This window comes from Pseudomonas sp. LBUM1640 (assembly GCF_059716225.1).
Genome location: NZ_CP166816.1, coordinates 1406916 through 1431418 on the forward strand (window position 1 = coordinate 1406916; position 24503 = coordinate 1431418).

The 24503-nt window shown below is 57.0% G+C and carries 31 protein-coding genes; 19 read left to right on the forward strand and 12 right to left on the reverse strand.

All coding sequences use genetic code 11. From position 1 onward, the window contains the following. Window positions 1-153 precede the first annotated feature (153 nt). Complete coding sequence (locus ACA065_RS06140) at window positions 154-1179, forward strand: hypothetical protein (protein ID WP_497693737.1); 1026 nt, start codon at window positions 154-156, stop codon at window positions 1177-1179. After that, entirely contained in the window at window positions 1124-1723 is a 600-nt protein-coding gene (locus ACA065_RS06145) for a hypothetical protein (RefSeq protein WP_497693738.1), read from the forward strand. Before ACA065_RS06140 ends, ACA065_RS06145 begins: the two co-directional genes overlap by 56 nt. 21 nt (window positions 1724-1744) lie before the next feature. Here ACA065_RS06145 and ACA065_RS06150 read toward each other — a convergent pair whose 3' ends face one another. The 11 genes from ACA065_RS06150 to ACA065_RS06200 form a co-directional block, all read right to left on the reverse strand. Beyond that, complete coding sequence (locus tag ACA065_RS06150) at window positions 1745-2992, reverse strand: Arm DNA-binding domain-containing protein (RefSeq protein ID WP_497693739.1); 1248 nt, start codon at window positions 2990-2992, stop codon at window positions 1745-1747. After that, window positions 2959-3156, reverse strand: a complete 198-nt coding sequence (gene xisR, locus ACA065_RS06155) for an excisionase family protein (RefSeq protein WP_032893305.1) — start codon at window positions 3154-3156, stop codon at window positions 2959-2961. The genes ACA065_RS06150 and xisR overlap by 34 nt, the downstream gene beginning before the upstream one ends. Then, entirely contained in the window at window positions 3153-4898 is a 1746-nt protein-coding gene (locus ACA065_RS06160; RefSeq protein WP_497693740.1) for a DNA cytosine methyltransferase, read from the reverse strand. Before ACA065_RS06160 ends, xisR begins: the two co-directional genes overlap by 4 nt. Continuing rightward, entirely contained in the window at window positions 4895-5410 is a 516-nt protein-coding gene (locus ACA065_RS06165; protein WP_497693741.1) for a hypothetical protein, read from the reverse strand. Before ACA065_RS06165 ends, ACA065_RS06160 begins: the two co-directional genes overlap by 4 nt. Further along, on the reverse strand, window positions 5407-5949 hold the full coding sequence (locus ACA065_RS06170) for a phosphohydrolase (RefSeq protein WP_497693742.1): 543 nt from the start codon (window positions 5947-5949) through the stop codon (window positions 5407-5409). The genes ACA065_RS06165 and ACA065_RS06170 overlap by 4 nt, the downstream gene beginning before the upstream one ends. Continuing rightward, complete coding sequence (locus ACA065_RS06175) at window positions 5946-6353, reverse strand: hypothetical protein (protein ID WP_497693743.1); 408 nt, start codon at window positions 6351-6353, stop codon at window positions 5946-5948. Before ACA065_RS06175 ends, ACA065_RS06170 begins: the two co-directional genes overlap by 4 nt. Before the next feature lie 48 nt (window positions 6354-6401). Next, entirely contained in the window at window positions 6402-6728 is a 327-nt protein-coding gene (locus ACA065_RS06180; protein ID WP_497693744.1) for a pyocin activator PrtN family protein, read from the reverse strand. A gap of 155 nt (window positions 6729-6883) precedes the next feature. Beyond that, a complete protein-coding gene (locus tag ACA065_RS06185) occupies window positions 6884-7168 on the reverse strand; it encodes a phage antirepressor KilAC domain-containing protein (RefSeq protein ID WP_497693745.1) in 285 nt (94 codons plus the stop codon). A 9-nt stretch (window positions 7169-7177) separates the two neighbouring features. After that, complete coding sequence (locus ACA065_RS06190) at window positions 7178-7768, reverse strand: hypothetical protein (RefSeq protein ID WP_497693746.1); 591 nt, start codon at window positions 7766-7768, stop codon at window positions 7178-7180. 260 nt (window positions 7769-8028) lie between these two features. Beyond that, window positions 8029-9006 (reverse strand): hypothetical protein, encoded by a 978-nt coding sequence (locus tag ACA065_RS06195; RefSeq protein WP_497693747.1) that lies wholly within the window; start codon window positions 9004-9006, stop codon window positions 8029-8031. A gap of 27 nt (window positions 9007-9033) precedes the next feature. Further along, on the reverse strand, window positions 9034-9681 hold the full coding sequence (locus ACA065_RS06200; protein ID WP_497693748.1) for a LexA family protein: 648 nt from the start codon (window positions 9679-9681) through the stop codon (window positions 9034-9036). A gap of 656 nt (window positions 9682-10337) precedes the next feature. Here ACA065_RS06200 and ACA065_RS06205 point away from each other — a divergent pair. From ACA065_RS06205 to ACA065_RS06220, 4 genes are read left to right on the forward strand one after another with little or no spacing between them, the layout of a single operon-like run. Then, complete coding sequence (locus ACA065_RS06205) at window positions 10338-10856, forward strand: phage regulatory CII family protein (protein WP_497693749.1); 519 nt, start codon at window positions 10338-10340, stop codon at window positions 10854-10856. After that, window positions 10849-11076 (forward strand): TraR/DksA C4-type zinc finger protein, encoded by a 228-nt coding sequence (locus tag ACA065_RS06210; protein ID WP_497693750.1) that lies wholly within the window; start codon window positions 10849-10851, stop codon window positions 11074-11076. The genes ACA065_RS06205 and ACA065_RS06210 overlap by 8 nt, the downstream gene beginning before the upstream one ends. After that, window positions 11066-13285 (forward strand): VapE domain-containing protein, encoded by a 2220-nt coding sequence (locus ACA065_RS06215; RefSeq protein ID WP_497693751.1) that lies wholly within the window; start codon window positions 11066-11068, stop codon window positions 13283-13285. The genes ACA065_RS06210 and ACA065_RS06215 overlap by 11 nt, the downstream gene beginning before the upstream one ends. Then, window positions 13278-13643, forward strand: coding sequence for a PA0613 family protein (locus tag ACA065_RS06220; RefSeq protein ID WP_497693752.1), 366 nt, complete (start codon window positions 13278-13280; stop codon window positions 13641-13643). The genes ACA065_RS06215 and ACA065_RS06220 overlap by 8 nt, the downstream gene beginning before the upstream one ends. Before the next feature lie 504 nt (window positions 13644-14147). On the opposite strand, the gene ACA065_RS06225 is transcribed toward ACA065_RS06220, so the two are convergent. Beyond that, window positions 14148-14444: a hypothetical protein gene (locus tag ACA065_RS06225; RefSeq protein ID WP_497693753.1), complete on the reverse strand. Its 297-nt coding sequence runs from the start codon at window positions 14442-14444 to the stop codon at window positions 14148-14150. 151 nt (window positions 14445-14595) lie between these two features. Between ACA065_RS06225 and ACA065_RS06230 the strand changes: the two genes are divergently transcribed. The 13 genes from ACA065_RS06230 to ACA065_RS06290 all read left to right on the forward strand — a co-directional run bounded on the left by ACA065_RS06230 (window position 14596) and on the right by ACA065_RS06290 (window position 24492). Beyond that, complete coding sequence (locus ACA065_RS06230) at window positions 14596-14940, forward strand: phage holin family protein (RefSeq protein ID WP_497693754.1); 345 nt, start codon at window positions 14596-14598, stop codon at window positions 14938-14940. Window positions 14941-15211: 271 nt separating this feature from the next. Further along, on the forward strand, window positions 15212-15520 hold the full coding sequence (locus tag ACA065_RS06235; protein ID WP_497693755.1) for a hypothetical protein: 309 nt from the start codon (window positions 15212-15214) through the stop codon (window positions 15518-15520). 66 nt (window positions 15521-15586) lie between these two features. Further along, the gene (locus tag ACA065_RS06240; protein WP_497693756.1) at window positions 15587-16189 is read left to right on the forward strand and encodes a terminase small subunit; all 603 of its coding nucleotides are present in this window, start codon (window positions 15587-15589) and stop codon (window positions 16187-16189) included. 3 nt (window positions 16190-16192) lie between these two features. Continuing rightward, window positions 16193-18223 (forward strand): phage terminase large subunit family protein, encoded by a 2031-nt coding sequence (locus tag ACA065_RS06245; protein ID WP_497693757.1) that lies wholly within the window; start codon window positions 16193-16195, stop codon window positions 18221-18223. Window position 18224: 1 nt separating this feature from the next. After that, the gene (locus ACA065_RS06250; RefSeq protein ID WP_032889620.1) at window positions 18225-18431 is read left to right on the forward strand and encodes a phage head-tail joining protein; all 207 of its coding nucleotides are present in this window, start codon (window positions 18225-18227) and stop codon (window positions 18429-18431) included. Then, window positions 18431-19912 carry a phage portal protein gene (locus ACA065_RS06255; protein WP_497693758.1) on the forward strand — a complete coding sequence of 494 codons (1482 nt, stop codon included), beginning with the start codon at window positions 18431-18433 and terminating at the stop codon, window positions 19910-19912. The genes ACA065_RS06250 and ACA065_RS06255 overlap by 1 nt, the downstream gene beginning before the upstream one ends. Then, window positions 19909-21039 carry a head maturation protease, ClpP-related gene (locus ACA065_RS06260; RefSeq protein WP_497693759.1) on the forward strand — a complete coding sequence of 377 codons (1131 nt, stop codon included), beginning with the start codon at window positions 19909-19911 and terminating at the stop codon, window positions 21037-21039. Before ACA065_RS06255 ends, ACA065_RS06260 begins: the two co-directional genes overlap by 4 nt. After that, on the forward strand, window positions 21036-21374 hold the full coding sequence (locus tag ACA065_RS06265) for a head decoration protein (RefSeq protein ID WP_497693760.1): 339 nt from the start codon (window positions 21036-21038) through the stop codon (window positions 21372-21374). Before ACA065_RS06260 ends, ACA065_RS06265 begins: the two co-directional genes overlap by 4 nt. Before the next feature lie 63 nt (window positions 21375-21437). Continuing rightward, window positions 21438-22433 carry a major capsid protein gene (locus ACA065_RS06270; protein WP_497693761.1) on the forward strand — a complete coding sequence of 332 codons (996 nt, stop codon included), beginning with the start codon at window positions 21438-21440 and terminating at the stop codon, window positions 22431-22433. Window positions 22434-22435: 2 nt separating this feature from the next. Continuing rightward, on the forward strand, window positions 22436-22756 hold the full coding sequence (locus ACA065_RS06275) for a head-tail joining protein (protein ID WP_497693762.1): 321 nt from the start codon (window positions 22436-22438) through the stop codon (window positions 22754-22756). Beyond that, window positions 22753-23409, forward strand: coding sequence for a hypothetical protein (locus ACA065_RS06280; RefSeq protein ID WP_497693763.1), 657 nt, complete (start codon window positions 22753-22755; stop codon window positions 23407-23409). The genes ACA065_RS06275 and ACA065_RS06280 overlap by 4 nt, the downstream gene beginning before the upstream one ends. Then, window positions 23402-23920, forward strand: coding sequence for a hypothetical protein (locus ACA065_RS06285; RefSeq protein ID WP_497693764.1), 519 nt, complete (start codon window positions 23402-23404; stop codon window positions 23918-23920). The genes ACA065_RS06280 and ACA065_RS06285 overlap by 8 nt, the downstream gene beginning before the upstream one ends. Further along, window positions 23917-24492, forward strand: coding sequence for a phage baseplate assembly protein V (locus tag ACA065_RS06290; RefSeq protein ID WP_497693765.1), 576 nt, complete (start codon window positions 23917-23919; stop codon window positions 24490-24492). Before ACA065_RS06285 ends, ACA065_RS06290 begins: the two co-directional genes overlap by 4 nt. Window positions 24493-24503 lie beyond the last annotated feature (11 nt).

The window sequence follows — 24503 nt, forward strand, 5'->3', positions numbered from 1 at the left end:
GCACGGTGCCATCAAGCTGCTCGTCATTTTCCCAAGGGCCGCGCTATGATGCCTTAAGTACATCCCTTGGCCCATTTTTTCAATGGAAGTATTTGCCCTGGTGACTGTCTTTCAGCCCGAGCTAGGGAAGCGTCTATCAAATAAAGGATTATCATGGCTATACCAGCACCTAGAAAACCGATCAGTCGCACGCTGCAGCTGAAGCCAATTCAGTTTTCTGAGCTTAAAGATGGCAACGATACAACTTTGTCTGGCTTGATGGCTGTATTGGCCGGCGAGCTTCCCACCGTCGGGTTACGGACTGATACGACGGGTGTAACACTCGCTGATATGAGTGTAATACCTAATCAATGTACATTTTTTAATAACTATCAAGACCTGGGCGATGACACCTGTCTATTTGAGATTTGGACATATGAGCCTGGCACAATTCCGCAGACACTTACACCTGACCCTAGCTTAGAAAATGCTGTGGTTGATACGGTTGCATTGGAAGTTGATGAGGATGGTAAAACTAAAGAGTTTATCCATATTTCTCATGTGTTGGCGTTTGGGCGCTGCGCTATAATTGAAAGTACGCGCAGTACCGGCGGTGTCCATAATATTCAGCGTTATTTGAATAAAATGGCGCGTGGAATCGGGCTGGGAAGAAGAGGTAACTTCTACTTTACTGATGCTGTTTCAAGTAGTTTGTCTAAAGAGATTGATCGTGCTGGTGGCGCGAGTGGATTTACCGTTGGCGTGACCAGCGTGGATCCTAATAGCAAAAGTGAATTGTTGGGCGTTCTTTCTGGTGTTCGTGGTTATATGCCCTCGTCGGGAATTCTAACGGTTGATTGGAAATCCAAGGATAAACTCCCTACGGATAAGGTCATCAAGGCATACGACGAAGCGCAGCAGCAAGAAGAGGTAGAGACTGTTATAATTCACTTGAATGACGGATCTTCCATTCGTGGACTTTCCAAATTCAAGATTAAGAAGACTGTGCATGTGGACGACGTCGGTGGGAAGAATCCGGATCGTGGCGAGCTTGCACACAAGATGGTGCTCTACCTAGAGGAACTATGCACTCCCGGTAAAGATGGAAAAAGGATTTTGGACGAATCTGGAGGGCTGGCAGATAATGAAATATTTATACCTAATTCCCGAAGAAGTAAGAAACGCGAAGCTGGTAAGTGATGAGCTGGGAGAGGTTGCGCGTTCGGGTTCTAGTAATACTGCCTATTTGTGCTGGAATACTTTGGTCTTAGTAGTAGGTGGTGTGCCAGGATATTTTGGTGCTTCCTTCGTTGATGATAATTTACTCAATGCAATTATCGCGTTCAGCGGTGTGATAATTGGGTTTGTGATTACGGCGATGCTTTTTTCTGGGCGTAGCCAATATTTGACTAAGATGACTTATGAGCAAACGTTGTTGTATGCTCAGAAGACTAGATACATGCTCATGTCTCAAATTAATACTCTGTTCTCGTTTTTGATGTGTTTACTGTTTTGTATTTTGACTATGGTTTCTAGTAAGAGTGGATTTTTGCATCAGCCCACAGCGGTAGCGTTTTCGGCTGGATTTTTCGTACTGGGTTGTTATCGGGTTTTGTTGTTGCCTTTCCAGATTTATGATGTTCACTCTTTGGCTCTAGATAATTTGATCGCTGATTCAAATGAGAGCACGACAACTGATGTTAAGTCAAAAACAGCAGAAAGATTAAGGCTTTTGAAACGATAATGACTGCTCAAAAAAAGCGCCTTAGGCGCTTTTTATTTCTTTCAATTTTGACCATATAAGTTCTAGTTCTTTCGGTGACTCATCATCCATCCATTTGGCATAAACCTCGACCAGCATTGTGAAGTCTTTATGGCCCATCTGCTTCGCGATGAATGCAATATTACCGCGAGCTGTCAGGCACCAGCAGGCGTAGGTGTGCCGAGTTTGATATGGTCGACGTGGACGGATGCCTGAACGCTTTTGGATCGCTGCCCACTTGGTGTTCCACGCGGTGGGAACATACCATAAGTTTATGATCTTCTTGCGCGCCTGGGTGGATGGAGAAAGCAGTGGGGTAACGCTCTCTTTCCGGCTCTCGTGCCTGTTCTGGAACACCTCAATGACGCGTGCAGGATGATCAGCAACAATCGACAGCAACACCCGGCAGGCTTCGACCGCTGGTGGCATTAATAATACTGAGCGCGGCTTCCCGGTTTTAGGAACCTTGAACGTGCCGTTGGCGGTTATGGCCCGGGTTATGTTGATCTGTCCTGCGTCCAGGTCGATGTCTTCAACAGCCAGCGCGCATAGCTCACCTGGTCGAAGCCCGGTATACACGGCCAACGTAATCGCAGCAGAGTCTTGGGGGTGAAGGCAGCCTTTATCGACCAGCAGCTGAAACTCATCACGAGTAAGTGGATCCGGCTCTTGGCCTTGCATTGCGAACCGATTGCACGCTTCTGATAATCCGGTGCGGCAATATCCATTGGTCTCGCACCAGCCCAGGAAACCGGCGAACGTTGCCAAGTAGTGATTGACGGTTGACGGTGCTCGATCTGCAATCAGCAACGTCCTCATCAACTGAATGTCTTCGGGCAACAAAACTCCGGCGAGACGATCAATTCCAACCAAGGCGGTGCAGATGTCCAAGGCATAGCCGTATTTCTCCTCGGTCATCGGCGTGATGTCGACAGCCTTCAACGGTTTGTACCGCTCCAGCAATGCTCCAAGCCTTTCGTCCTTGGCGCTGCTGTAGTTGGTCGCGTGCTTTGAGTTAGGAAAGTGTCGGCCATACTCAAAGTGGCCGGTTTTGATCTCATGAAGAATTGCCGCCCTTAATAGGGCTGCGTGTTTGATATTGGCTTTGGTGATCGGAAGGCCGAGGGATTCGCGGCAGCGTATACGCCGCCACATGAACACGACGCGCAGGTTGCCGCCGTGTATCTCAATCCCTTTGTGCTTTGCCAGCTCGGTTTCTAGGCCGCTTCCTGAGGTGCGCTCTCGGCCCACTTGTCATACTCCGTCATGTTGATTGCAATTCGGCCGTCTGGGGTTTTGCGCCAGATTCGGCCTTGGGCCCAGGTGCCGTTCTTCACTTTGTGGCGGATAGCGTCTTCGCTATATCCAGTGAGCTCTGAAGCTCGGCTGATCATTACCCAGCGAGGGAAGCTCATGCTGCTGCCTCCATAAGTTCTGTTTCGTCCATGTCTTTATTGGCTCTGATAAGCGCCATCATTGGCCACGGCGACACCGAGTTACCCACCATCAGCACCTGTGTCTTGTTGCTGAACTTGCGGCCATCGTGCCCACGGTCAATCACGTAGTTGTCGGGAAAACCCTGGGCGCGGTAGAGCTCGCGTGGAGTGAGCATGCGCATTCCGATATCTACGATCACGTAGGGCGTGCCCTGGATCGTGACCGTCACAAGCGCCAGGCGGTCCCGCGTGGTAATGGTGGCGGCTGGATCGCGTAGGTCATAGGTGTTGTCGCTGCCGTAGTAGCCCATGAGGAAGGCAGCGACACGCATTGCGCCGGCCTCGACCTCTGGAGCGAGCTTGTACTCGACCAGAGCATGATGTTCGGCGCCGGCTGTGATTGTCGGTACCAGTTCGTCCATTCCCCTGCCGACACAATTCCTGCGTAGCGTTGATAGGTGTGCAGTGACGACCTGTTGCTGGCTGCCGGTGGTAGTGATCGCCGTCAGTGGCTCAACCGGGTGATGCCCTGGCGTCAAGTTGTACCCGCCGTTGTGTTGAGCGACGTAGGCTACTGCCAAAGCGAAGTGCCCGCCCTTAACACCCCCGCAGATGGTGCGCAGAGGATCGTCACCAGGCATGTTGCGCTGGCTACTACCATTGGCATGTTCGGTGATGTAGGGCGCGAGTTGTGGCGTGACGAGCGCGAATCCTTGCGCACCGGTAATTGTCTTCGTGGGACCGTCCAAAGGCTGGCACCGCGCCAAGTCGTTGCCGCGATGGTTGACGCTCACAATGAAGGGGTTCTTGTGCTCGATGACATACCGCTTGGCACCTTTACGCAGGCGCTCCATGGTGTTGTTCACCAATGGTCGCTTAACACCTGCAGCACGTCCTTCTTCTTTGGTGAGGAAGATGCTCGGGCAGGGGATCGACCAATCGATGCAACTGGCAGCGGTGCGGTAGGGGAGCTGGCCTTTGCCCGGGTTCTTGAAGTGAGTTGGTTCTGGCCAGCGCAACGGCTGGCCGTCACGCCGAGCGATTTTGAACAGGCGCTCGCGTGTGGTTGCAGCACCGAAGTCGCAAGCCTTGAGCTTTCCATACATCAAGTCATAGCCCATGGCGCGCAGAAGACTTTCAAAACGGCGCCAGGTCTGACCTTTGCGTTTCGGGTCGGGCACCAGGTACTGCTCTTGGACCGGAACACGCTCGCCGGCAGCGGCGACGGTCATGTCGCGACGGACCACTCGACCAGTCTTGAGGCAACGCTTGGCTATCAGTGGACCCCACTGGAGGATCTGCACGACGTTTTCCATCGTAATGATGCGAGGACTGACTTGCCCAGCCCATTTCAGGATGACCCAGGACTGCGAGCGGCTGGTTGTGCTGCGTGCCTGACCGCCTGCAGCAAGGCTGTGGTGTGTGCATTCCGGGCTTGCATGCAGATGGGCAACCGGACGGCCTCGAGTCGCCAGGCGTGGGCACACATCGTAGACGTCGGTGATGTAGTGCTCGGCGCTGGGATGATTGCGCTTGTGCATGCTGATTGCGTCGGGGTTGTGGTTAATGGCGATATCAACCGGCATGCCGGTACCCATCTCTTGGCCCATGGTTGCACCACCACCACCGGCGAATAGATCAACGCGGATCTCGCCGGCGAAGTCCAGACCGAACTGGGTTTTAACGGCTGACGTGATTGGGTGTGGATTAAAGGAGGTCATGAGTCACCTCCGGCGCGTTTGGTCTGGTCCCGCTGGTGAGCCTCGATGATCAGGGCGTTGGCGTGGTCCCGTAGATTTCGATTGACCTGCTCCAACGTGGCAATGTGCCTTTGAGCAGCCTCAAGCAACATCCAGACCTCAGTCACACCAGCAAACTCGGCGACGTGTTTGGGGGACATAAGAGCCCATTCATCGGGGCGGACGTCAGTCAGGTCTGCAGGCCAGTAACGTCGGCCTGGTCTGGATTCTGGTGGGTAATCCACCATTTTAGAAACGTGCGTATACCCCAAGGCAGGCTGCGCGGGCGGGCGTTCCTGAGCGTTTAGCGTTGCATCAGCGAGCGCTGCCCCGCGCAGCTTTTCGTGGGGTATAAGTGCCTCGGCAGTGGTGTTGGAAGGAGCAATAATGCCTGCTGCTGCGCAGCAGAGACTGTTTGTTTCTAGCGTGTCGACGCCATTGGCGGCGCAGAGCAAAGCGGGCAGGGTGCTGGTGTTGTCCTGGTAAGTCTTCATGCCGCTTTCCTCCGATGATCGATAGCGAGTTGGTCCATCAAGCGCTGGTGGTAGGTGTTGCGCGCTTCTGCGGCAGGCCATGGGCGGATGGTTTCAACCATGGGTTCGATGCCGACCAAGCAATCCCAGATAGCCGGATCGGTTGGCATCAGGTCGCGGCGTTCAGTCGCCAGCGCTATCAGGTCAGCCTTGTGGATGCAGGCAGGGAGTTCTGGGGCGATGTCGAACCGCTCGCAAACACGCCACCAGATGCAGTCCTCGAAGTGTTGGTAGGCGCTAATCCATTGCTTGAGTGGCCGTGTCATGTCGCCCAGGTACGCCTCGGGTGCGTCATGAAGTAATGCCGCGAGTTTGTGTTCTTCCGGCACCAGCTCGGCGACGATGCAGCTGTGTTGGGCCACGCTGTAGAACTCGCGGGTGTGACCGTTGAAGCGGCACAGATGGGCCAGCGAGTGTGAGATGTCCCGTGGGTCGATCATGTTGGCGTCAGGCTCGAACAGGTCAAAGCGCTTGCCTGTGGAGGTGAGGATCCAGTTCATGCGGCAACCTCCTCTACTGCCACTTCCAGTAGAGTCGCCATACCCAGGGCTTGCTTCTGAAGATAAATCGCCTGTTGTTCTTGATCGGATTTCAACGCACGGAATGTATCGGCGGCCAGCTGCAGTTGTTTGGCAATCTGCAGGAGGTGCATGCGTTCCGTTGGGCCGAATGCAAGGACAAGATCCATGGCTTTGCAGCGATTCGCCATTTGCCGCATTTTTTCGCTAGCCGCGTCTTGACCGTCACGATAGCCAACGCAACAGCCATCGTCGTAGCCTTCGCTGTACCCCCCAGACTGGCCTTCAGAGTGCCCAGTGCTAAAGCCGTTTCGATACGCCAGCCAATAGACAAGGCCTGTCAGTAGAGTGATTGCGATCAGCGCGCAGATTTGTATTGCAGTCATGTGGTGTGCTCCTGGTGGTTTGTTGGCTGGTGGTGGCAGCCGTTGGTGTTACTGGTTTTGCTCGGTTGGATCGTTCTGTGGTCGCGGCATGTCTTCATCCGCCTTATAAGCCCGAATATCGATCAGCGCGGCCACGTGCTTGATGTGCGCATACCTCAACGCCTTCAAACTGTGATCCAGCGTGGTCACCGGCAGCTGAATCCGGCCGCTGTTGATCGCCTCGGTGAAGGTCTTCTCGTTCAGGTTCTTGAAGTAATGCACGCGCAGCTTTTCCAGGGGGATAAGCACGTCGCCGAAGAGCTGGTGCAGCATCTCGACGGTCGCGCTATCCGGTGCGTGTTGAAGTCGTAGCGGTGTTTGGCTGGTGTTGCTCATGGGCTGCGGCCTCCTTGCGTTTGAGTCGTGAGGGGTGTTTCCAGGCGTTCAGGCAGTGGCGTTTGGTCAACTCCCGCAGATGCTCCGGCACTTCGAGGAGCGCAGCGTTGCGCTCCTCTTTTGTGCGCATGGCGACGATCTGGCGGGCGTACTCCCTAGGCCACGTCACGGTTGTCTGCCGGGATGGCAGGCAGTTCGAGGCCCAATTGCGTTGCCAGCCAGGGCATGCCCGCTTGCCGGACCTTGGTCGACTGGCTGTACTGCATGCCGGCGGTCTCGTGGTACCAGTTGCCGTTCTTGATCCGCAGGTACTCACGATCACGGACGGGGAAGGCCGGCAGGTTGCGATCGTTGAGCAAGCCCTTTTCGCGCATCATCGCAATGAGCTTGGGCCGGGTGAGGCCGAAGTACTTGGCGGTTTTCTCAAGGCTACGTTCCATCGTGGCCTCCTACGCTGCGTGCGCGGCGGGAGTTGCCACGGCTGCCAGGTCGGTTATGGATGCGGCGACCATGGAGTAGATCTCTACGTCACTGCCGTACACCGTGAAGCACTTGGTGCGCGGCTTCTTGACGCCGATGCTCATGATGGTGGTGATACCCGCGCGGGTTTTATTGCGGTGTATCGCAAGGTTGATTGGCAATTCAAAACCCATGTTGAGGCTGAGCGCGCCGCCCGTGCGCACCAGCTCGAACACCTGCTGCTTGTGTTCAACTTCAAACACCCCATAGCGGCGATCTGCGTGCGGTATGGATGATGGTTCCACCGAGAGTTTTGGATCTGCCGGCCCGTTGACGATCTCTTCTATGAAGTCTGCGAGCCTGAGGTGCATCTTCTTGCTGTTGGCCAGTGTCAGCGTGTGGCGTTCGCTGCCCAGTTCAACAGTGAAGAGCGTGTCGGTTTTTCGGCGTTCGACTTTGAGGCGAAAGGCCAGGGCCTCACGCTGAACCTCGGTTCGCAGGAGATGGTTGAAGGTCTCGGTAAGACAGACCTGGGCCTTGAGTAGTGTCAGGGCGCGGTTGTCGAGTTTGTATTTGTTCATGCCGCTCGTCCTCCGCCGTTTGGATGGGATGGGGCGGGCTCGTGGCGTTCTTTGAACTTAGGCTTGGACGCCATGAACGTACAGCCGAGGTCTTGCGCTAGGCGGCGGATTTCAAAGATGCGGGAGGGGTTCGCAGCGGCCGGGTGGACGTGCAGGGTGGCTGTGGTGTGCATAGTGTTGCCTCGCTCTGTGGTGGAAGAGTGAGGCAAATATTAACCCTATAGGTTAACTGGTCAAGAAAAAAATACCTTGAAGGTGTATTATTTTTCCATCAGATCATCTGCGTTGAATAAGTGAAATTCGACTACAAAGTCAAGATTGTAAGTCATAGCCAAAAGGTTGGTGAGGGTTTCGTGAGTGATCGTGCCAGCAGATGGTGTGACGATTGCTAAATGGAGTGTAAATCTCTTCGAGAAAAAACCATCACTGGTTACTATGTTTTGGCAGTTGTCTAGGAAACCTTTTAATCGTGAGATATTAAAGGTTTGCCCTTTATAATATTTTACTTCAAGTCCGTAAAAATGATCTTTTTCCACAACTCCAGCATCGAAATGAAGAGTTTCGCCATTTTTGCTAAGCATTTTCATCCCCTTTATGAAAGGGAGGCCCGTAAGTTTGGTTATCTTCTTTATTGATAATTCTTCTATCAGCCTAAGATCGGTTGTAATTCGGTTTTTTTCAAGTATGAATTTTTTGTCTTTTGATTCTGAGTTTTGTGAGGTTGTAGTTTCTGGCGATAATTTTTCGCTAGCATTGTGTACCGGACTGTTTGCCCCTGACGCGTCTAGCTCTGGTGGATTGTGAGAGGTGCAATCTGAATATGTCGGAGATTCCCCACCAGCTTGAGGTGCCGAGTCCGCGCAATCAGATCTGTCGGGGGGGGCTGGCAACGGGGCGTCCATAGCTGATGATGCATTGGATGCTTCGGCGACGATGTCTTCAACCTCCTCGTTAAGTTTTATAACTCGTTCAATTGAAGTTGATCTACCAACAGAAATAACAAAATTGTCTTCATTCTGATAATCAGAGGGGGCGTATAGCGTCCGGTGATTCCAGTTCAAAGTTGCAAAAAAAATACCGACTAGGAATGGTGGGAAAAGCATAAGAAACCAAATGTATGTTGCTTGGTTTTCTGTAGCGATAAATGGGAGCACTACTGTTCCACTTATTTCAGCAATGCCAGCAAAAACTGATATTACTGTCAGTGGGTTTTTTATGTGGCCGGTGTGTTTAGTCATCTGCAAGTCCATTTGAAGCTTGTAGTCTTATAAGTCAGATATTTTCCAGCGCGCTCTGCCGCAAATGGTCCATTCCTCTGACAAACGAATTATACGGTCAGGCCAATCGGGATTGAGAGCGTACAAATATTGCTCGTTTCCTTCTTGTTTGAGTTGTTTAAGTGTCGCAGCCTGATCACTAGTTCTTCTGGCGGCAACAAAATGCCCAGGAAGCGCTTCCAAAGAGGGGTCAACTACAATTTTGTCACCTTCTAGAAATTTTGGCTCCATGCTTATGCCTTCCACACGCAAAATGAAGGCACGTGGACCAACCGGACCAGGGGCATCAATCCACTCCTCTGCATCCCTAGGATCGAAGCTGCCCTGTCCTTCACACCAAGCTCCGGCCGCTATAGAACCAATAACTGGAAGCTTGCGACCTGTATGACTTAAAACCGTTGCGTTATTGAATTGGTCCAAACCATAGGGCATATCGAGATAACCAGTGTGCAGATTTAATGCTTTTTCAATTTCTCGTGCTATCTGATCTCCAATACCTTTTGTTGGGTTTTTTCCACCAAAAGCGCTCACTTGCGCTGGAGACTTCCCTAAAAGTTCAGCCACATCTGTCAGCCTGAGCTGTTTTTCAGAAATGATCCTGCGGAAATTGAGTAGCCGAGTATCGGTAATTTTCATTCGAAGGATTCTGGCTGCGTTAACCTATAAGGTGAATGTCCCTGTAGGTATTGTAAAAAATAACCCTATAGGTTAATTTTGCGTTAGGAGGTACACCTATGAAGCTACGTGACTACATTGACGATCTATCCGATGCGAAGCTGACTGATTATGCGTCTCGATGTTCTATAGCTGAGAGCTACTTACGTTTACACATCAAATACGCAAGCAAGGATCCTAGCGTTTCTCTAATCAAATCCTTGGCGCGTGAGAGCGAAGGTAAAGTCTCTCTGTGTGAGGTTTTGGAGCATTTTGGCGTAATCGAAAGGGGGGTAGACAAGACTGCTGCATAGAAAAAAGGCGACCCAAGGGTCGCCCAGTTCCTCCCGGCACACACCACCACAGTGCTGTCGGGTCGCGACGAAGGTTGGAGGGCACACCACATGCAAACCACCTCCCTTTATCGCGCTACCAAGACACGGATGTCTTGGGTTGCCGCCTTTTCCACCACAGATTAGGCAGCTGTTGCGCCAGAGGTGAACAAAGGATTGTTCGCCTCGGCACGGTGCCGGTTTCGATCCCTAGATCTAGCCGGCGTTTGGGCCCTTTCAAGCCACGCGGCAAATGTATCACCACTGCATGTCGCGGGGCACTGGCAACTTCGTAGGATTAATGCCATGAGCCGAGTAGTTTTAAGCTGTATTGATAGAGCGCAAAGGGAAGTCCTAACGCTCGAATTAGCTCTGTACCACGCCGCACGGGACTATCCCGGCGGTGCCGCAGCAATTGCCGCCACCACCGGTAGAAACGCCACTACGCTGCAGCACAAGTTGTCTCCCACCCATCCCTCTCACACCATCAATATTCAAGAGTTCGGCGAGATTCTCGAGCTGACCAAGGATCGCCGCATTCTGGATGCAGTGCATGCCTTGGTTGGCGACACAACCTGGCAGGAGCTGGCCGAGACCTATACCAGTGACATGCCTGAGACGCTTACCACCGGTATTGCCTCGTACTTCCGGCAGGTGGCAGATCTGGCCGATACCTGGGCTAAGAGCATTGGCGACGGGGTCGTGAGTGATCAGGAACTGGCCGAGATTCGCCTGCAGGTGTTTCGCGGTATTCAGGGGCTGCTGGGGATGTTTAACCGCGCCAAATACGTCAACCAGACAACTCGGGGGGCGGACCGTGGCTGATATCGCTGACTTTGCAAATGACCTGGTACAAGAGCGGATTGATCAGGCTGTCGCCGCACGTTTAGCCCTTATGTCGAACGCCGTTCTGCATTCCCTGATGTTCTGTGAGGGGTGTGATGAGCCTATACCGGAGGCGCGTCGGTTGGCACAACCTGGTTGCACACTGTGCGTGGGATGCAAGGCCGCTGATGATCTAAGGGCTTCGCGTTATGCTCGATGAAGTAATCAATCAGTTTGCAGATTACGGCCTTGAGCCTGCCCAGCCATTGGTGTTCGGCAAGCTCACCCGCTGCAAAACCTCCCAAGACAAAGGCAAGGAAAAGAACGGCTGGTACGTCGTCCACGAACACCGCACCCAGAAGAACGAAACGTTGATCTTCGGCAGCTTCGGTGACTGGCGCTCAGGCGATACCCAAAAGATCAAGGTCAAGGCTGGACGCATGAGCCACGAAGAGCGCGAAGTCATGCGGGCTCGGCAGGAAGAGGCCAAGCGCAAAGCTGTTGAGATTGCGGCCAACGCATCACGTCGAGCGGCCAACCGTGCTGCCGGTTTGTTCAAGCGCATGCCCGAGAAGGGCAAGAGCGCCTACTTGGATCGAAAGCAGATTGTTGGCTTCAAGGTTCGCTATGCGCCACGTACCGGCGCATTTTTAGTGCCGATGTGTAACGTACGTGACCAGATTGTCGGTCTGCAGGTGATCTTCCCGACTGTTCAAGAGGACACCGGGCGCGACAAAGCTTACTGGCCCTACGGTATGTCGAAAGACGGTGCTTTCCATCTGATCGGCCCGCACCCAGAACCGGGTGAACCGGTGCTGGTGTGTGAGGGTTACGCCACGGGCGCAAGCCTGCATATGGCGACTTCGCTTACTGTCGCCATCGCCTTCGACGCGGGCAACCTGCTGCCGGTCTCCAAGGCGATGCGCGAGCGTTTCCCCGGTTGCCCGCTGATCATCTGTCGTGACGATGACTGGAAGACCAAACGCCCCAATGGTGACCCGTGGAACCCAGGTGAAGAGAAAGCCTGTAACGCCGCGTTAGTCGTTGGCGGTCAGGTGGTTGCCCCAGTATTTTCTGGCGAACGCGAGATCAAGTGGACCGACTTCAACGACCTGCACGTCGCCGAAGGATTGGAGGCTGTCCGCCGCCAGGTGTTAGCGGTGGTGAAACCTCCTGCAGCGGGTGGTTGGAAGGATCAACTCGCCCGCACCGAAAACGGCTCCTTGATCGCGCATATGCAAAACGTCGAGCTGATCCTGGGCAATGACGAACGCTGGGCCGGTGTCATCGGCTACAGCGTGTTTAGCTCCAAGATCGTCAAGCTACGGTCCGCGCCCTTTGGCGGCGGTGCCGGTGACTGGGCCGACATAGATGACATGCGCGTGATGAAGTGGCTCGCGCAGCAGTACAACTTGCGGGTCAAAGCGTCCCATGTGATCGAGGCGGTCAGCGTGGTTGCTCACGACCATTCCTTTCACCCGGTGCGCGAGTACCTGGAGGAATTGGAGTGGGACCGCGTACCGCGCCTGGATACTTGGTTGACTGACGTATTGGGCGTCAACGCCACGGAGTACTCGGCCAAGGTCGGCAAGCGTTGGCTGATCTCTGCGGTTGCGCGGGTAATGCGTCCAGGCTGCAAGGCTGACTCGGTGATGATCCTCGAAGGCGGGCAGGGCGCCGGTAAGTCCACGGCCATGGGGATTCTCGGAGGCGAGTGGTTTATGGACACGCCCTTTGCCCTCGGCGACAAGGATAGTTTCCAGGCGATTCGCGGCAAGTGGATTGTCGAACTGGGGGAGCTGGACAGCTTCAACAAGGCAGAAAGCACCAAGGCTAAGCAGTTCTTCTCCGCGTCCACCGACACCTACCGCGAGAGCTACGGCCGCAGAACGAACGACGTGCCACGCCAGTGTGTGTTCGTGGGTACGACCAACCAAGAGGAATACCTCAAGGACGCCACGGGCAACCGCCGGTACTGGCCGGTGTTCTGTAACAAGGTCGATCTGGAGCAACTGCGCGAGATTCGCGATCAGCTATGGGCTGAGGCGCTGTTCTGCTTTGAGGCGGGCGATATCTGGTGGGTGACCAAGGACGAATCCTGGATGTTCGCCGAGGCCCAGGACGAACGCTTCGTTGTCGATGAGTGGGAAGGGCCGATTCTGGCCTGGTTGGAGGAGTCGCAGATCGGCGAGACCGCCACGGGCAACGAGATACTGACCCAGGCACTCAAGCTGGACTTCGGCCATTGGGGCAAGCCTGAGCAGATGCGGGTCGGGGCGATCATGCACCGGCTGGGTTGGCGCAAGAAGCGCATGCCCGCACTGCTGAAAAGCGGTGTGCGGCCATGGGCCTATGAGAAACCTGCGGGATGGGGCCGTGCGTCTGCGCTGCAGCAGTCAGTGATAGAGGAGCCTTGCTTCGATGATTAAGCGAATCGACGAGATGCTCAAGCTATGGGCGCAGGATCTGCATTCGCCTGTGCCGGAAAACACTGGCGGGCCGAGCGGCGGCAACATGATCGCCATGCTGATGGAGTGCAAGGGTGAGCTGATCCGTGGCACTCGCGGCAGCCGCGTGTTGTTGGATGAATCAGCGGATATCGAGCTGATCGTCCAAAAGCACCTGCCGCCTCGGCTTGCCCTGGTGGTGTGGGAGCATTACTGCAATCAGGAAAGTTTCCTTTCTCAGAAGCTAAAGCACTGTGCGTGCAGCTCTCGGACCTACTACCTGCGGCTGCATGACGCCCACGTGTTTATCCAAGGAATGCTGATGGGGAAAGCGGCATGACTCCTGCCGTCACTCTGTGTGCCTCTGTCCGACTGTCCGGCCTTGTCCGACTGCCCTATAGCGAAGTTGGACAGGCGCAGGCCGCGCAGTTGCTGGGCTGTCCTACTGTCCAACCTTTACCCGCCCCCGCACACATGAGCATAGCGGGCACGTAGTCGCGCCCATGGCGCGCACGCGTGCTTTTAGCTCTCTCTATACACAAGAAAAAAGAAGTAAAGGTAGGACAGTAGGGCAGAGCCCCGAATTTAGGCGCCTGTAGCTGTCCTGCTTCGATTCTGAATAGTGGGACAGGTAAGACAGCTCACCAGAAGCGATAGCCGATTGAATGCGTTGTACCTGCGTTGCACCTGCGTCATACCCGTATCGCACCCGTATTGCGCCATGGCATTAAAACCAGCTTGCTGCCAGTAAAATCCACCTGTAAAAAGTACCCATCTTCGATAGGTGCGACCGCGAGCAGCGGGACACACCACCACACTGAACCCGGCCATTGCGCCGGGTTTTTTATTTTTCAGGTTTCTGTCTCTCCAGCGATTCACGCAGGTGAAATTTTAGAAATACACCTGTTGCCAGTAAGACGAGCACCCCCATCGCTGCAATGTTGAGCGTCAGGATCCGAATCAAAGTGATTGGCTCATTGCTGCTGAATAGCAGGTAAAGGCTGTGCGCATGGCTGACAACCAGAATTGCCAGTGAGCACCAGACTGCAAATATCTTCAGTTCGATCAGACGTTGGCCGCTAATCGAGTAGTAAGCGAAAACGGCAGAAAGGATGGCTATGGCGAACGACATTTTTTCCATGTGACACCACGTTTCGATTGGGTTTGAACGCCTGAGATTAAGGGCGTCAGGGAGCCATAACAAGGTTTTCCCTGAAAGGTTAACTATGGTTCAAACATTAGCTCGGAGAGCTTAAACCTAGGTTTAAGTGTGAACCGATATGGGAGTAGTGATGACGAACGAGCAGCAAGCGCTTATTGATATGCCAATCTGGATGGTGATCGTGTTGTCCCTGGTCGGCGGAATTTCGGGCGAGGCATGGCGGGCAGACAAAGCAGGGGTAAGCGGCTGGTCATTGGTTCGCCGCTTGCTCCTACGATCAGGGGCCTGCGTGGTCTGCGGGCTTTCAACCATGATGTTGCTGCACGCTTCGGGCATGTCGGTGCTAGCGGCTGGCAGCATTGGATGCCTCACAGCGATGGCTGGTGCTGATGTCGCCATCGGGCTGTACGAACGCTGGGCCGCCAAGCGGCTGGGCGTGTGCGATGTGCCACCTTCGGGCGGCGCCCAGGGGTGATGTGCTACAGGACACGGAATACGTGGCCTGCAGATCTTTTGCACTGAAATGGTGCGCCGTAAGATCGCCGGGGACCCTGGCGGCATTCGAGGGGCACGGGGCATGAAACCCGCGGGAAAGCGTTAGCGGGTGGGTTGCCAGCTTACTGAAATTCAATCCATTGAAATTGAAATGCTCGCTTTGAAAAATGCGCAGATTGGTTCTCGTGATGGCTATCTGCGACCATCGATAGTGTGGTTCCATGTGCCTTTCAATGATACGTGGTGAGCACATGCCAATTGGCGAACGGATGAATAGTAATGCCGCTGAGGCTGTTAGCGTTTACATGAAGCTCTATGACACTGCGTCAGTGTCCTACGGGCCGATGAAGATCGCTGGTAGCGTCGCAGTCGTAATCGACTGTTCGATTACAAAGAATCGGCTCATGGTGTTGGTTATGGATGATAAACCTGACGAGCTCACCATTGCTTTGGGTAACAAGCAGGGTGCTGATGATGACATCACGTACACAGTGCTGCCCATCAATCAGTTGAGCACGTCAACATTGCTCACGCACATGGAAGCCCACTTCGCAAAGTAGTTCCTTATCTGGTCAGGTGGGGGACGTATTTTCAGTCCCTCTCCCGTCCACTTAGGAACCTCGTTTATGACGCCGCTTCTTCATATGTCTAAGAGCGCTTTTGCGGCTCGCATCGGCAGGACACCGAGCTACATCACCTGGCTGAAAGACAACAACCGCCTGGTGCTGTCGCCCGATGGCAAGAAGGTCGACGTGCTGGCAACCGAAGCACTGATTCTCGAAACTGCCGACCCCAGCAAGGCCGCTGTTGCGGCTCGACACCAACAGGACCGGATTCAGCGCGACGTTTACAGTCAACTGTCGCCCCTGGTCGAGCCGACTAACACGGCTGCGCCGCAGCAGCCTATTGCTGTCGGCGCCAAGGGCCACGACTTCCAAAAGGCTCGCGCCATGCGCGAACACAACCTGGCGCAACTGGCCGAGATCGAGCTGCACAAGGCGCAGGGCTCGCTGGTTGCCAGGGACGCGGTGGAGCTTGGGGCATACAACGCCGGGCGCCATCTGCGTGACCAGTTGTTCGGTCTGCTGCCCCAGCTGTCCCACAAGCTTGCGGTCATGACCGACCCTTGGGACATCGAAAAACACCTGACGGCGACACTCCGTAAATCACTGGAAGAGGCTGAGCGCATGTCCTCCTCCGACCTTGAACGAGCGATGACGACGAGCTGACCTATGACCACGGAATTTCCTGACGGTGACCGTGCGTACCGTGAGGCGTATTTCCGTGGGCTGCGACCTGATCCAGACCTCTGGATCGACGAGTGGGCCGACGAATACATGCGCATCCCGCGTGATACCGGCGCCCCTGAACCGGGCCAGTACCGCACCGACCGGACGCCGTATGCCCGCGAGCCGATGCGTTGCCTCTCACCGGCCCACCCGTGCCGGCGAGTGGTCACCATGGTGGCTTCGCAACTGATGAAAACGCAGATCGCCTTGAACTGGATGGGCGGCCTGATCCATATGGCGCCGTCCAACATTCTGGCGCTACTGCCCAGCCTAGGTCTGTCCAAGCGTGTCTCCGGGCGGATCAGCAAGACGATCAAGGCAACCCCGGAACTGGCGAAGCGTGTAGCGGCCAGCCGCTCTCGGGATGCCCGCAACACCATGGACACCAAGGAGTTCGAGGGCGGCGCCTTGTACGTCACCACGGCGGGCTCGGCGGCCAACTTGTCGGAGCTGTCGGCACGCTACATCTATGGCGATGAGGTCGACCGTTGGGAAAACGATGTCGGCCAGGAAGGTGACCCCATCGTCCTGGCTGAAACGCGGGCGACCAACTTCGGGCGCAACGCGAAGATCTACTTCTCCAGCTCGCCGACGATCAAGGGCGCCTCGCGGATCTCGGATCTGTTCGAGTCCAGCGACCAGCGTTACTACTACGTGCCATGTCCCACCTGCGGGCATATGCAGGTGCTGGAGTGGGAGCGGTTGCTCTACAGCAAGGACTACAGCACGGTTCACTACCAGTGCGCCGCGCCTGAATGTGACGTGCTGATCGAGGAGCATCACAAGACCGACATGCTCGCCCGTGGCGAGTGGCGTGCCCATGGCGGCGGCGATGGCAAGACGGTGGGCTTCCACCTCAACGCGCTGTACTCGCCGATTGGCTGGAAGGACTGGCCCTCGCTTGCCGAGGAGTTCGAAGACGCCAAGAAGGCCCAGGCCAAGGGCGACATGGGTCTGATGCAGGTGTTCTACAACACCCGCCTCGCCAAGGTCTGGGACAGCGCGCAAGAGCAGACCAAGGCCGAAGTGCTGGTCGCTCGGGCGCGGCTGGAGACCTACACCCTCGGCAGCATGCCGGTGGGCGTGCTGATGCTGACCGGTGCCGTCGACGTCCAGGCCAACCGCCTGGAACTGATGGTTATGGGCTTCGGTGTCGGCATGGAACGCTGGGTGGTCGACCACCAGGTGATCTGGGGCGACCCTGCCGATGAACGCACCTGGGCGGTGTTGGACGAAAAACTCAAGGTTCGATATCGGCATCCGTGCGGTGTCGCGTTGGCGATCCTTGCGACGGGCATCGACTCCGGCGGTCACCACACCGACGAGGTGTACCAGTTCTGCCGTGTGCGGCGCTGGCGCAACATCTTCGCCATTAAGGGCGCGAGCAAGCCCGGCAAACCGGTGATTGCTCAACGACCGTCCATGGTCGATGTGACATGGAAGGGTCAGACCGAACGTGGCGGCGCCGAGCTGTGGTTTGTCGGTACCGACACCGCGAAGGACTGGATCTACAACCGCTACGCCTTCGAGGACGGCCCCGGTTCGTTGCACTTTGCCAACGATCTGCCGGACGAGTTCTTCGCCCAGTGCGTGGCCGAGCGCAAGGTCGCCCGATACGTCAAAGGCTACAAGCGTATCGAGTGGGTCAAGGGTAAGGCTGAGCGCAACGAGGCGCTCGACCTGATGGTGTATTGCCTGGCGATGGCGCATTACCTCGGCATCAACCGGTACCAGGAACACGACTGGGAGCGGGTGCGACAGGCGCTGGCTCAGTCCGGTTTGTTCGACGATGTGTTGGGCGTCAAGCCCGTGCAGGGCGAGCGCGTCAACGCTGACGAAACACCGGCACCGGCACCAGTTGCGGCGCGTCAGTCGCTACCCGCACCGCCACCTGCTGCATCTGTCGCCCAACCGCGACCCGCTGCACCCCCACAACGCCGCAGCTCCACCAGCGGTTACCTGAAGAGACGCTGATATGTCGTTTACCCCGAAGCACCTCGAAGCCATCGAGCGCGCCATTGCACGCGGTGAAAAGACCGTGCGCTACAGCGACCGCACGGTGGAGTACCGCTCTATCGACGAACTGCTCAAGGCCCGCGACGAGATCCGCACGTCGCTGAGCCAAGCCGCCGGGCCGCGCTCGCGCGTGATCCGGCTTACCCACGGAGGCAAGGGAATCTAATGGCCCGAAATTATCCGACGCTGACCCGTAACGGATTCTTGCTGCCGTCGAACATCAAGGCCAGTTACGAAGGCGCCGGTGAGGGCCGACGTTCGGCCAGTTGGGAGGCTACGGACAACGGCATCAACAGCATCAACACCCCGGCCCTGCGCAACCTGCGTGCGCGTTCGCGGGCGGCGGTGCGCAATGATCCGTACGCGTTCAACGTCATCGACAAACGCGTCAGCAACCTGATCGGCACCGGCATCACGCCCAGGCCGACCACGGACGACGCCGAGCTGCGCAAGCTCAAGCAGCAGCTGTGGGATGACTGGGTGGATGAGGCGGATGCTGATGAGCTGACCGACTTCTACGGCATGCAGGCTCTGGTGGCGCGCACCGTTGAAACGGCCGGTGAATGCTTTGTGCGATTGCGACCCCGCAGCCCGAGCGAGGGTTTGGCAGTGCCGCTGCAGCTGCAGGCGCTGGCCCCTGAATTTGTCCCGCACGATAAGTTCGAGATGGCCAAAAACGGCAACGTCATCCGCGCCGGAATCGAGTTCAACCCGGCGGGCAAGCGTGTGGCGTATTACATGTACCTGTCGCACCCACGCGACTCGTCGTCGTTGAACGCTGGCTACAACCAGTTGGTGCGCGTACCGGCAACACAGGTGCTGCACATCTTCGAACCGATGGAACCTGGTCAACTGCGTGGCGTGCCGCGCTTGGCGCCGGTATTGAAGCGCTTGCGCAGCCTGGACAACTACGATGACGCGGTGCTGTTCAGACAGGAAGTAGCGAACCTGTTCGCGGGCTTCATCAAGCGCCCGGCACCGGAGGCAACGCAGCAGCCTCGCGATCCCGTTACGGGCATGCCATTGAACGTTGACCGCGACGGCTTCACGCCGATGGTCGCCTTGGAGCCCGGCACCATGCAGGAGCTGGGGCCAGGTGAAGAGGTGGAGTTCTCCAAACCACCGGACGCCGGCAACAACTACCCGGACTTCATGCGGCAGCAACTGATGGCTGCTGCGGCGGGTTCGGGTACGCCTTACGAGATCCTTACCGGCGACATGCGCGAGGTCAACGACCGGGCGCTTCGGGTGGTGCTCAACGAGTTTCGGCGGCGTCTGGAGCAACTGCAGTTCGGCGTGTATGTGCACCAGTTGTGTCGCCCGGTGCGGGCTGCCTGGATGGACATGGCGGTGTTGTCCGGTGCCCTGGTGCTGCCGGACTACGCGCAACGTCGACGCGAATATCTACGCACGCGTTGGGTGCCGCAGGGATGGGCCTACATCCAGCCGGTGCAGGACGTACAGGCGCGGCGGATGGAAGTGCAGGCGGGCTTTGGTTCACGCAGTGAGATGTGTCTGCGCAACGGCTACGACGCCGAAACCATCGACGCTGAAAACGCGGCCGATCTGGTCCGAGCCACCGACCTCGGCCTCAACTACACAACTCTTGAAGCCATCGAGCTGAACGATGACAAGGAACAAGCATGAGCAAGAAAGCCAAACCCCGCGTCTATGACAAGGCGGGCAAGCAGGTCAAGGTCGCCGACAAAAGCTGGTACACCCTCCAGGCCAGCGGCGAGGCCGAGCAACGCAGCATCGAAATCTTCGTGTACGGCGAGATCGGCGCCTGGGGCGTCACCGCTAATCAATTCGTGCAGGATCTGCGCGCCATGGATGACGGCTCGTCCCCCGTGATTGTCGCGTTCAATAGCATCGGCGGTGATCTGTTCGACGGTCTGGCGATTCACAACGCGTTGTCGCGATTGGGCGCGCGCTGCACGGGTCGCATTGACGCCCTGGCGGCCAGCGCGGCCAGTGTCGCGGTGTGTGGCGCTCACCGGGTAGTGATCGCGGCCAACGCCATGTTGATGATTCATAACCCTTACACCTTTACCGGTGGTGATGCCGAAGACTTCCGCCGCGTCGCTGACGTGCTGGATCAGACCCTGGAAGCGATTATCGCGGCCTACAAAGCCAAGTCGCCGGACATTGACGAAGCCGAGCTGCGGCGCATGGTCAATGCTGAAACCTGGCTCACGGCCAACGAAGCGGTGGCACTGGGCCTGGCCGATGAAGTGGGCGACGGTTTGAAGGTCAGCGCCTGTCTCGGCCAGGGCAGCGTGTTGCAGCGTTTCCAGCATGCCCCGCCTGAGCTGCTCGCCCAACTGGACGAAGAGCCGGAGGTCGAACCACCGGAACCAGATCCAGCTCCCGTATTGGACGCGTCCAAGTTGGCGCTGATGGTCACACAGGGCTGTGCTGAAGCAGGGATCAGCAACCTGGTGGAACCGCTGCTCGCCGCAACTAAGCTCGAAAGCGAAGCGGTGATCCAAGCGGCACTGACCAATGCAAAAGCGTTGCACGGTCTCTGTGTCGCGGCACGGTTGCCAGAACTGGCCGGCGAATTTATCACGGCGGGCCTGGATGAAGCTGCAGTTCGTGCTCGTCTCTTCGACAAGCTGGTCGGCAGTGGCGGCGGCTTTGAAATCAACAACAGCCTGCCGCTGGACGATGATTCAGCCCCCACGATCAAGGCCAAGCAGGTCGACACCCATTCAATCTGGTCCAGCCGTCAGGCGGCACAAAACGGTAACTCGAAAGGAGCAAGAGCATGAAAACTGAATCGATGCACGCAGGCGAGTTCCTGCTGTCCGAGGGTGCGGGCAACATCTCCCGCGAAGCGATCAACGTCGCCGCTGGTGCGGCCCTGGAGCCGGGCCAGATCCTTGGTCTGGTTACCCTCACCAGCGAGTTTGCGCCGTATCAGCCGACCGCTGAGGACGGCACTGAAAACGCCGTCGCGATCCTCTACGGGCCGCTGGGCGAGTCAGATGTTGTTCGTCGTGGTCGCGCCATCGTGCGTATGGCCGAGGTCAGCGAAGCGCACTTGACCGGCCTCGACCCCGCCGCTGAAAAGGCCCTGGCCACCCGTTTCGTGATCGTTCGCTAAGACGCTCGCCCCGTTTATCCATCCCGCAGAGTGCGGGATTTTTCGTTTTTGGAGAGTAACCCCATGGCCGATATCGCCATTTTTGAAGATGACGCGTTCAGCGTTTCCTCGTTGACCGCTGCAATTAATGACCAGGAATACCTGCCGGGCCGCATTAGCAGCCTCGGCCTGTTCCGCGAAGAGGGCATCAGCACCCTGACTGTGCAGATCGAGAAGGACGGCGACACTCTGGCCCTGGTGCCTTCTGGTGAACGCGGTACCTCAGGTCTTGTGGTCGGTGGCACCAAGCGTACGCTGATCCCGTTCAACACCGTGCACCTGCCCGAACGCTTCACTATAAAGGCCGACGAGATCCAGGGCATTCGCGCCTTCGGTACCCGCAGTGAGTTGCAGGCCGTGCAGGACGTGGTCAACAAGCGCCTCGCGAAAGCGCGCCGCCAGTTGGATGCCACCCACGAGTTCCAGCGCATGGGCGCGTTGAACGGCCAGGTACTGGACGCCGATGGCAAGACGGTCCTGTTGGACATTTATAAATCCTTCGGCGTGAATCGTCAGAAGCTTCAGATGGGCTTGAACAGTCCAGACACCGAGCTGCGGGTCAAATGCGGCGAAGCGTTGGACATGCAGGAGGAAGCCCTCGGCAGCGTCACCAGCAGTGGCTCCCGCGCGATGTGTGGCAAGAACTTCTGGAACAAGCTCATCGTGCATAAGTCGGTCAAGGAGACTTACCTCAACACCATGCAGGCCGCGTCCCTGCGTGGCGATGCCCGTGAAAGCTTCGAGTTCGGTGGGATCGTCTGGGAGCGTTATCGCGGCAAGGTGGCCGGTGTTGCGTTCGTCCACGACGACAAGGCCCTGCTGATCCCCGAGGGCGTGCCGGATCTGTATATCTCGTCCTTCGCGCCGGCCGACTACATGGAAACGGTCAACACCCAGGGCATCCCGTACTACAGCAAGATCGAGCCAATGCAGTTCGGCAAGGGCGTGGCCGGTGAAGCCCAGTCCAACCCGCTGCACCTGTGCACACGACCTCGGGCGCAGATTCTGCTGGAACTCTGATCGTGGCCTTCCGCGATCTGATCGACGACATCGACGACGTAGTGTTCGAAACCCTGGGCGACACCGCCCAGATCGAAGGCCGCGCCGAACCGGTGCTGGGTATGTTCGCGGCACCCTGGAAAGCGCCGCAGTTCGGGAAGGTCCACACCGGATTACGCGAGCCTCGCTTCGAGATCCGCGTGAAGGACTCGGACGGCCTGAGCAAGGGCTTGCGGGTCACTATCGACCTGCCTGCCTTGGATGGCGGGGGCGACTACGACCTGCTGCAGCTGGAGCCCGGTGGCGATGGTTTGGTGGCCCTGATTTTGAGGAAGCGCCCATGAGCGTTGGTAGTCATGTGCAGCAAAACCGCGACAGCGGGATGATCAACATCCTGCCGTCGGCGGTGCATTCCCAGGCCTTGCGCGAGTTTGGCCAACTGGTGCCCAAGGCTGCTGCAGCGGCCCAGCGTCGTGCGATCAACAAGACGCTGGGCTGGCTGCGTACTCACATCGCCCGCGCCGTCGGCAAGCAGGAACGCATTGCCATCGGCGCCGTCCGGCAACGCCTCAGGGCTTACCCGGTCAGCGGCGGGGCGATGCGGGGCAAGTTGTGGTTTGGGATCAACGCCATCGAGGCCAGCCGAATCGGTCGGCCTCGGCAATCCCGTGCCGGCGTGTCGGTGGCGGGGCGGCGTTACCAGGGCGCGTTCTTCAAGCAGGTGTATGGCAACAGCCCCGACATCTGGATCCGCACGTCGAGCAAGCATTTCAACGTCACGGACTATCCCGGCAGCACGCAGGGGCGGCGCAGCTCCGGCTTCGTTGCGGAAAGCGATAACCGCTTCCCGTTGGCGAAAGCCAAGGTTTCGTTGGACCAGGTGCGACCGCACTTCGAGAGCTGGGTGAAGCGCGCCGATGAACGCTTGCTGGAGATCCTCAAGCAAGAACTCAACTTTGAACTGCAGAAGTACCTCAAGGGGACCGCCCGTGTCTGATCAACCATTCAGCCTCGACCGTTTGTATGACGCTATCGAGCGGCACCTGCAGGAGCAGTTGCCGGGGATTCAGGGTGCATCTTTCTGGCCGGCCTTGTCGGCAGCCACCAGTATTCCTACTCCGGTGGTGCTGCTGGAAATGTCGGAAATGGAACCGGCTACGGATCTCGGTACGGGTGAAACCTCGCTGACTTGCAAGTTCGAGGCGCGAATCATCGTCGACTCGATCAGCACGGATCCACAACGTCAGGCCGTGCAATTGGCCTCGCAACTGGCTGTGCTTTTGCGGGCGCAGAGTTGGGGCTTGGAGGTTGAATGCGCTGAGTTTGTCAGGTGCACCCAAGACTGGACCAAGCCTGAGCTGGATGGCTACTTCGTCTGGCTGGTGGAGTGGGATCAGACAGTCTACCTTGGCGCCGAGGAATGGCCTTGGCCGGATGAACCACCGGGTTCACTGATCATTGACCTGGGGCCAGGTGTCGGACAGATCAGGCCGGAGGATCTGAAATGAACTACGCGGTCGCTCAGCATGACCGGATGCTCGCCTCTCTGGTGATGCCCTGCGTGGTGGTGGCGGTGGATCTATCGACCGCCATGGTGCGCGTGCAGGCGGGGGATTGGACAAGCGCCTGGGTACGCTGGCATAGCCAGGCCGCAGGCAAGGCGCGCCACTGGAGGGTGCCGAGCCTGAAAGAGCAGGGCGTGTTGATCAGTCCCAGCGGGGAAGCGGGCATGGGAACCTTCATCCCCGGCCTGTACGGCAATGCCGGTTCGCAACCGGACAACCGCGACCACGTGGAGGTCTGGCGTTTCGACGATGGTGGCTCGCTGATTTACGACTGGGAGGCCAACAGCTACACCATTGATCTGCCGGCGGGCACCGTCACGGTGAAGGTCGGCGACTCGGTGCTGGAGATGACGCCGAGCAGCGCGCGATTAGTGTCGAGCGAGATCAACCTGGTAGGCGCGGTCACCATCGACGGCGTAACGCAGATCAACGGCCCACTGACTACTACGGGCGACATCAATAGCGCCGGCAAGGTCATTGATGTCGGCGGGAACACGCCGAACCACAAACACTGATTCCGACCCGC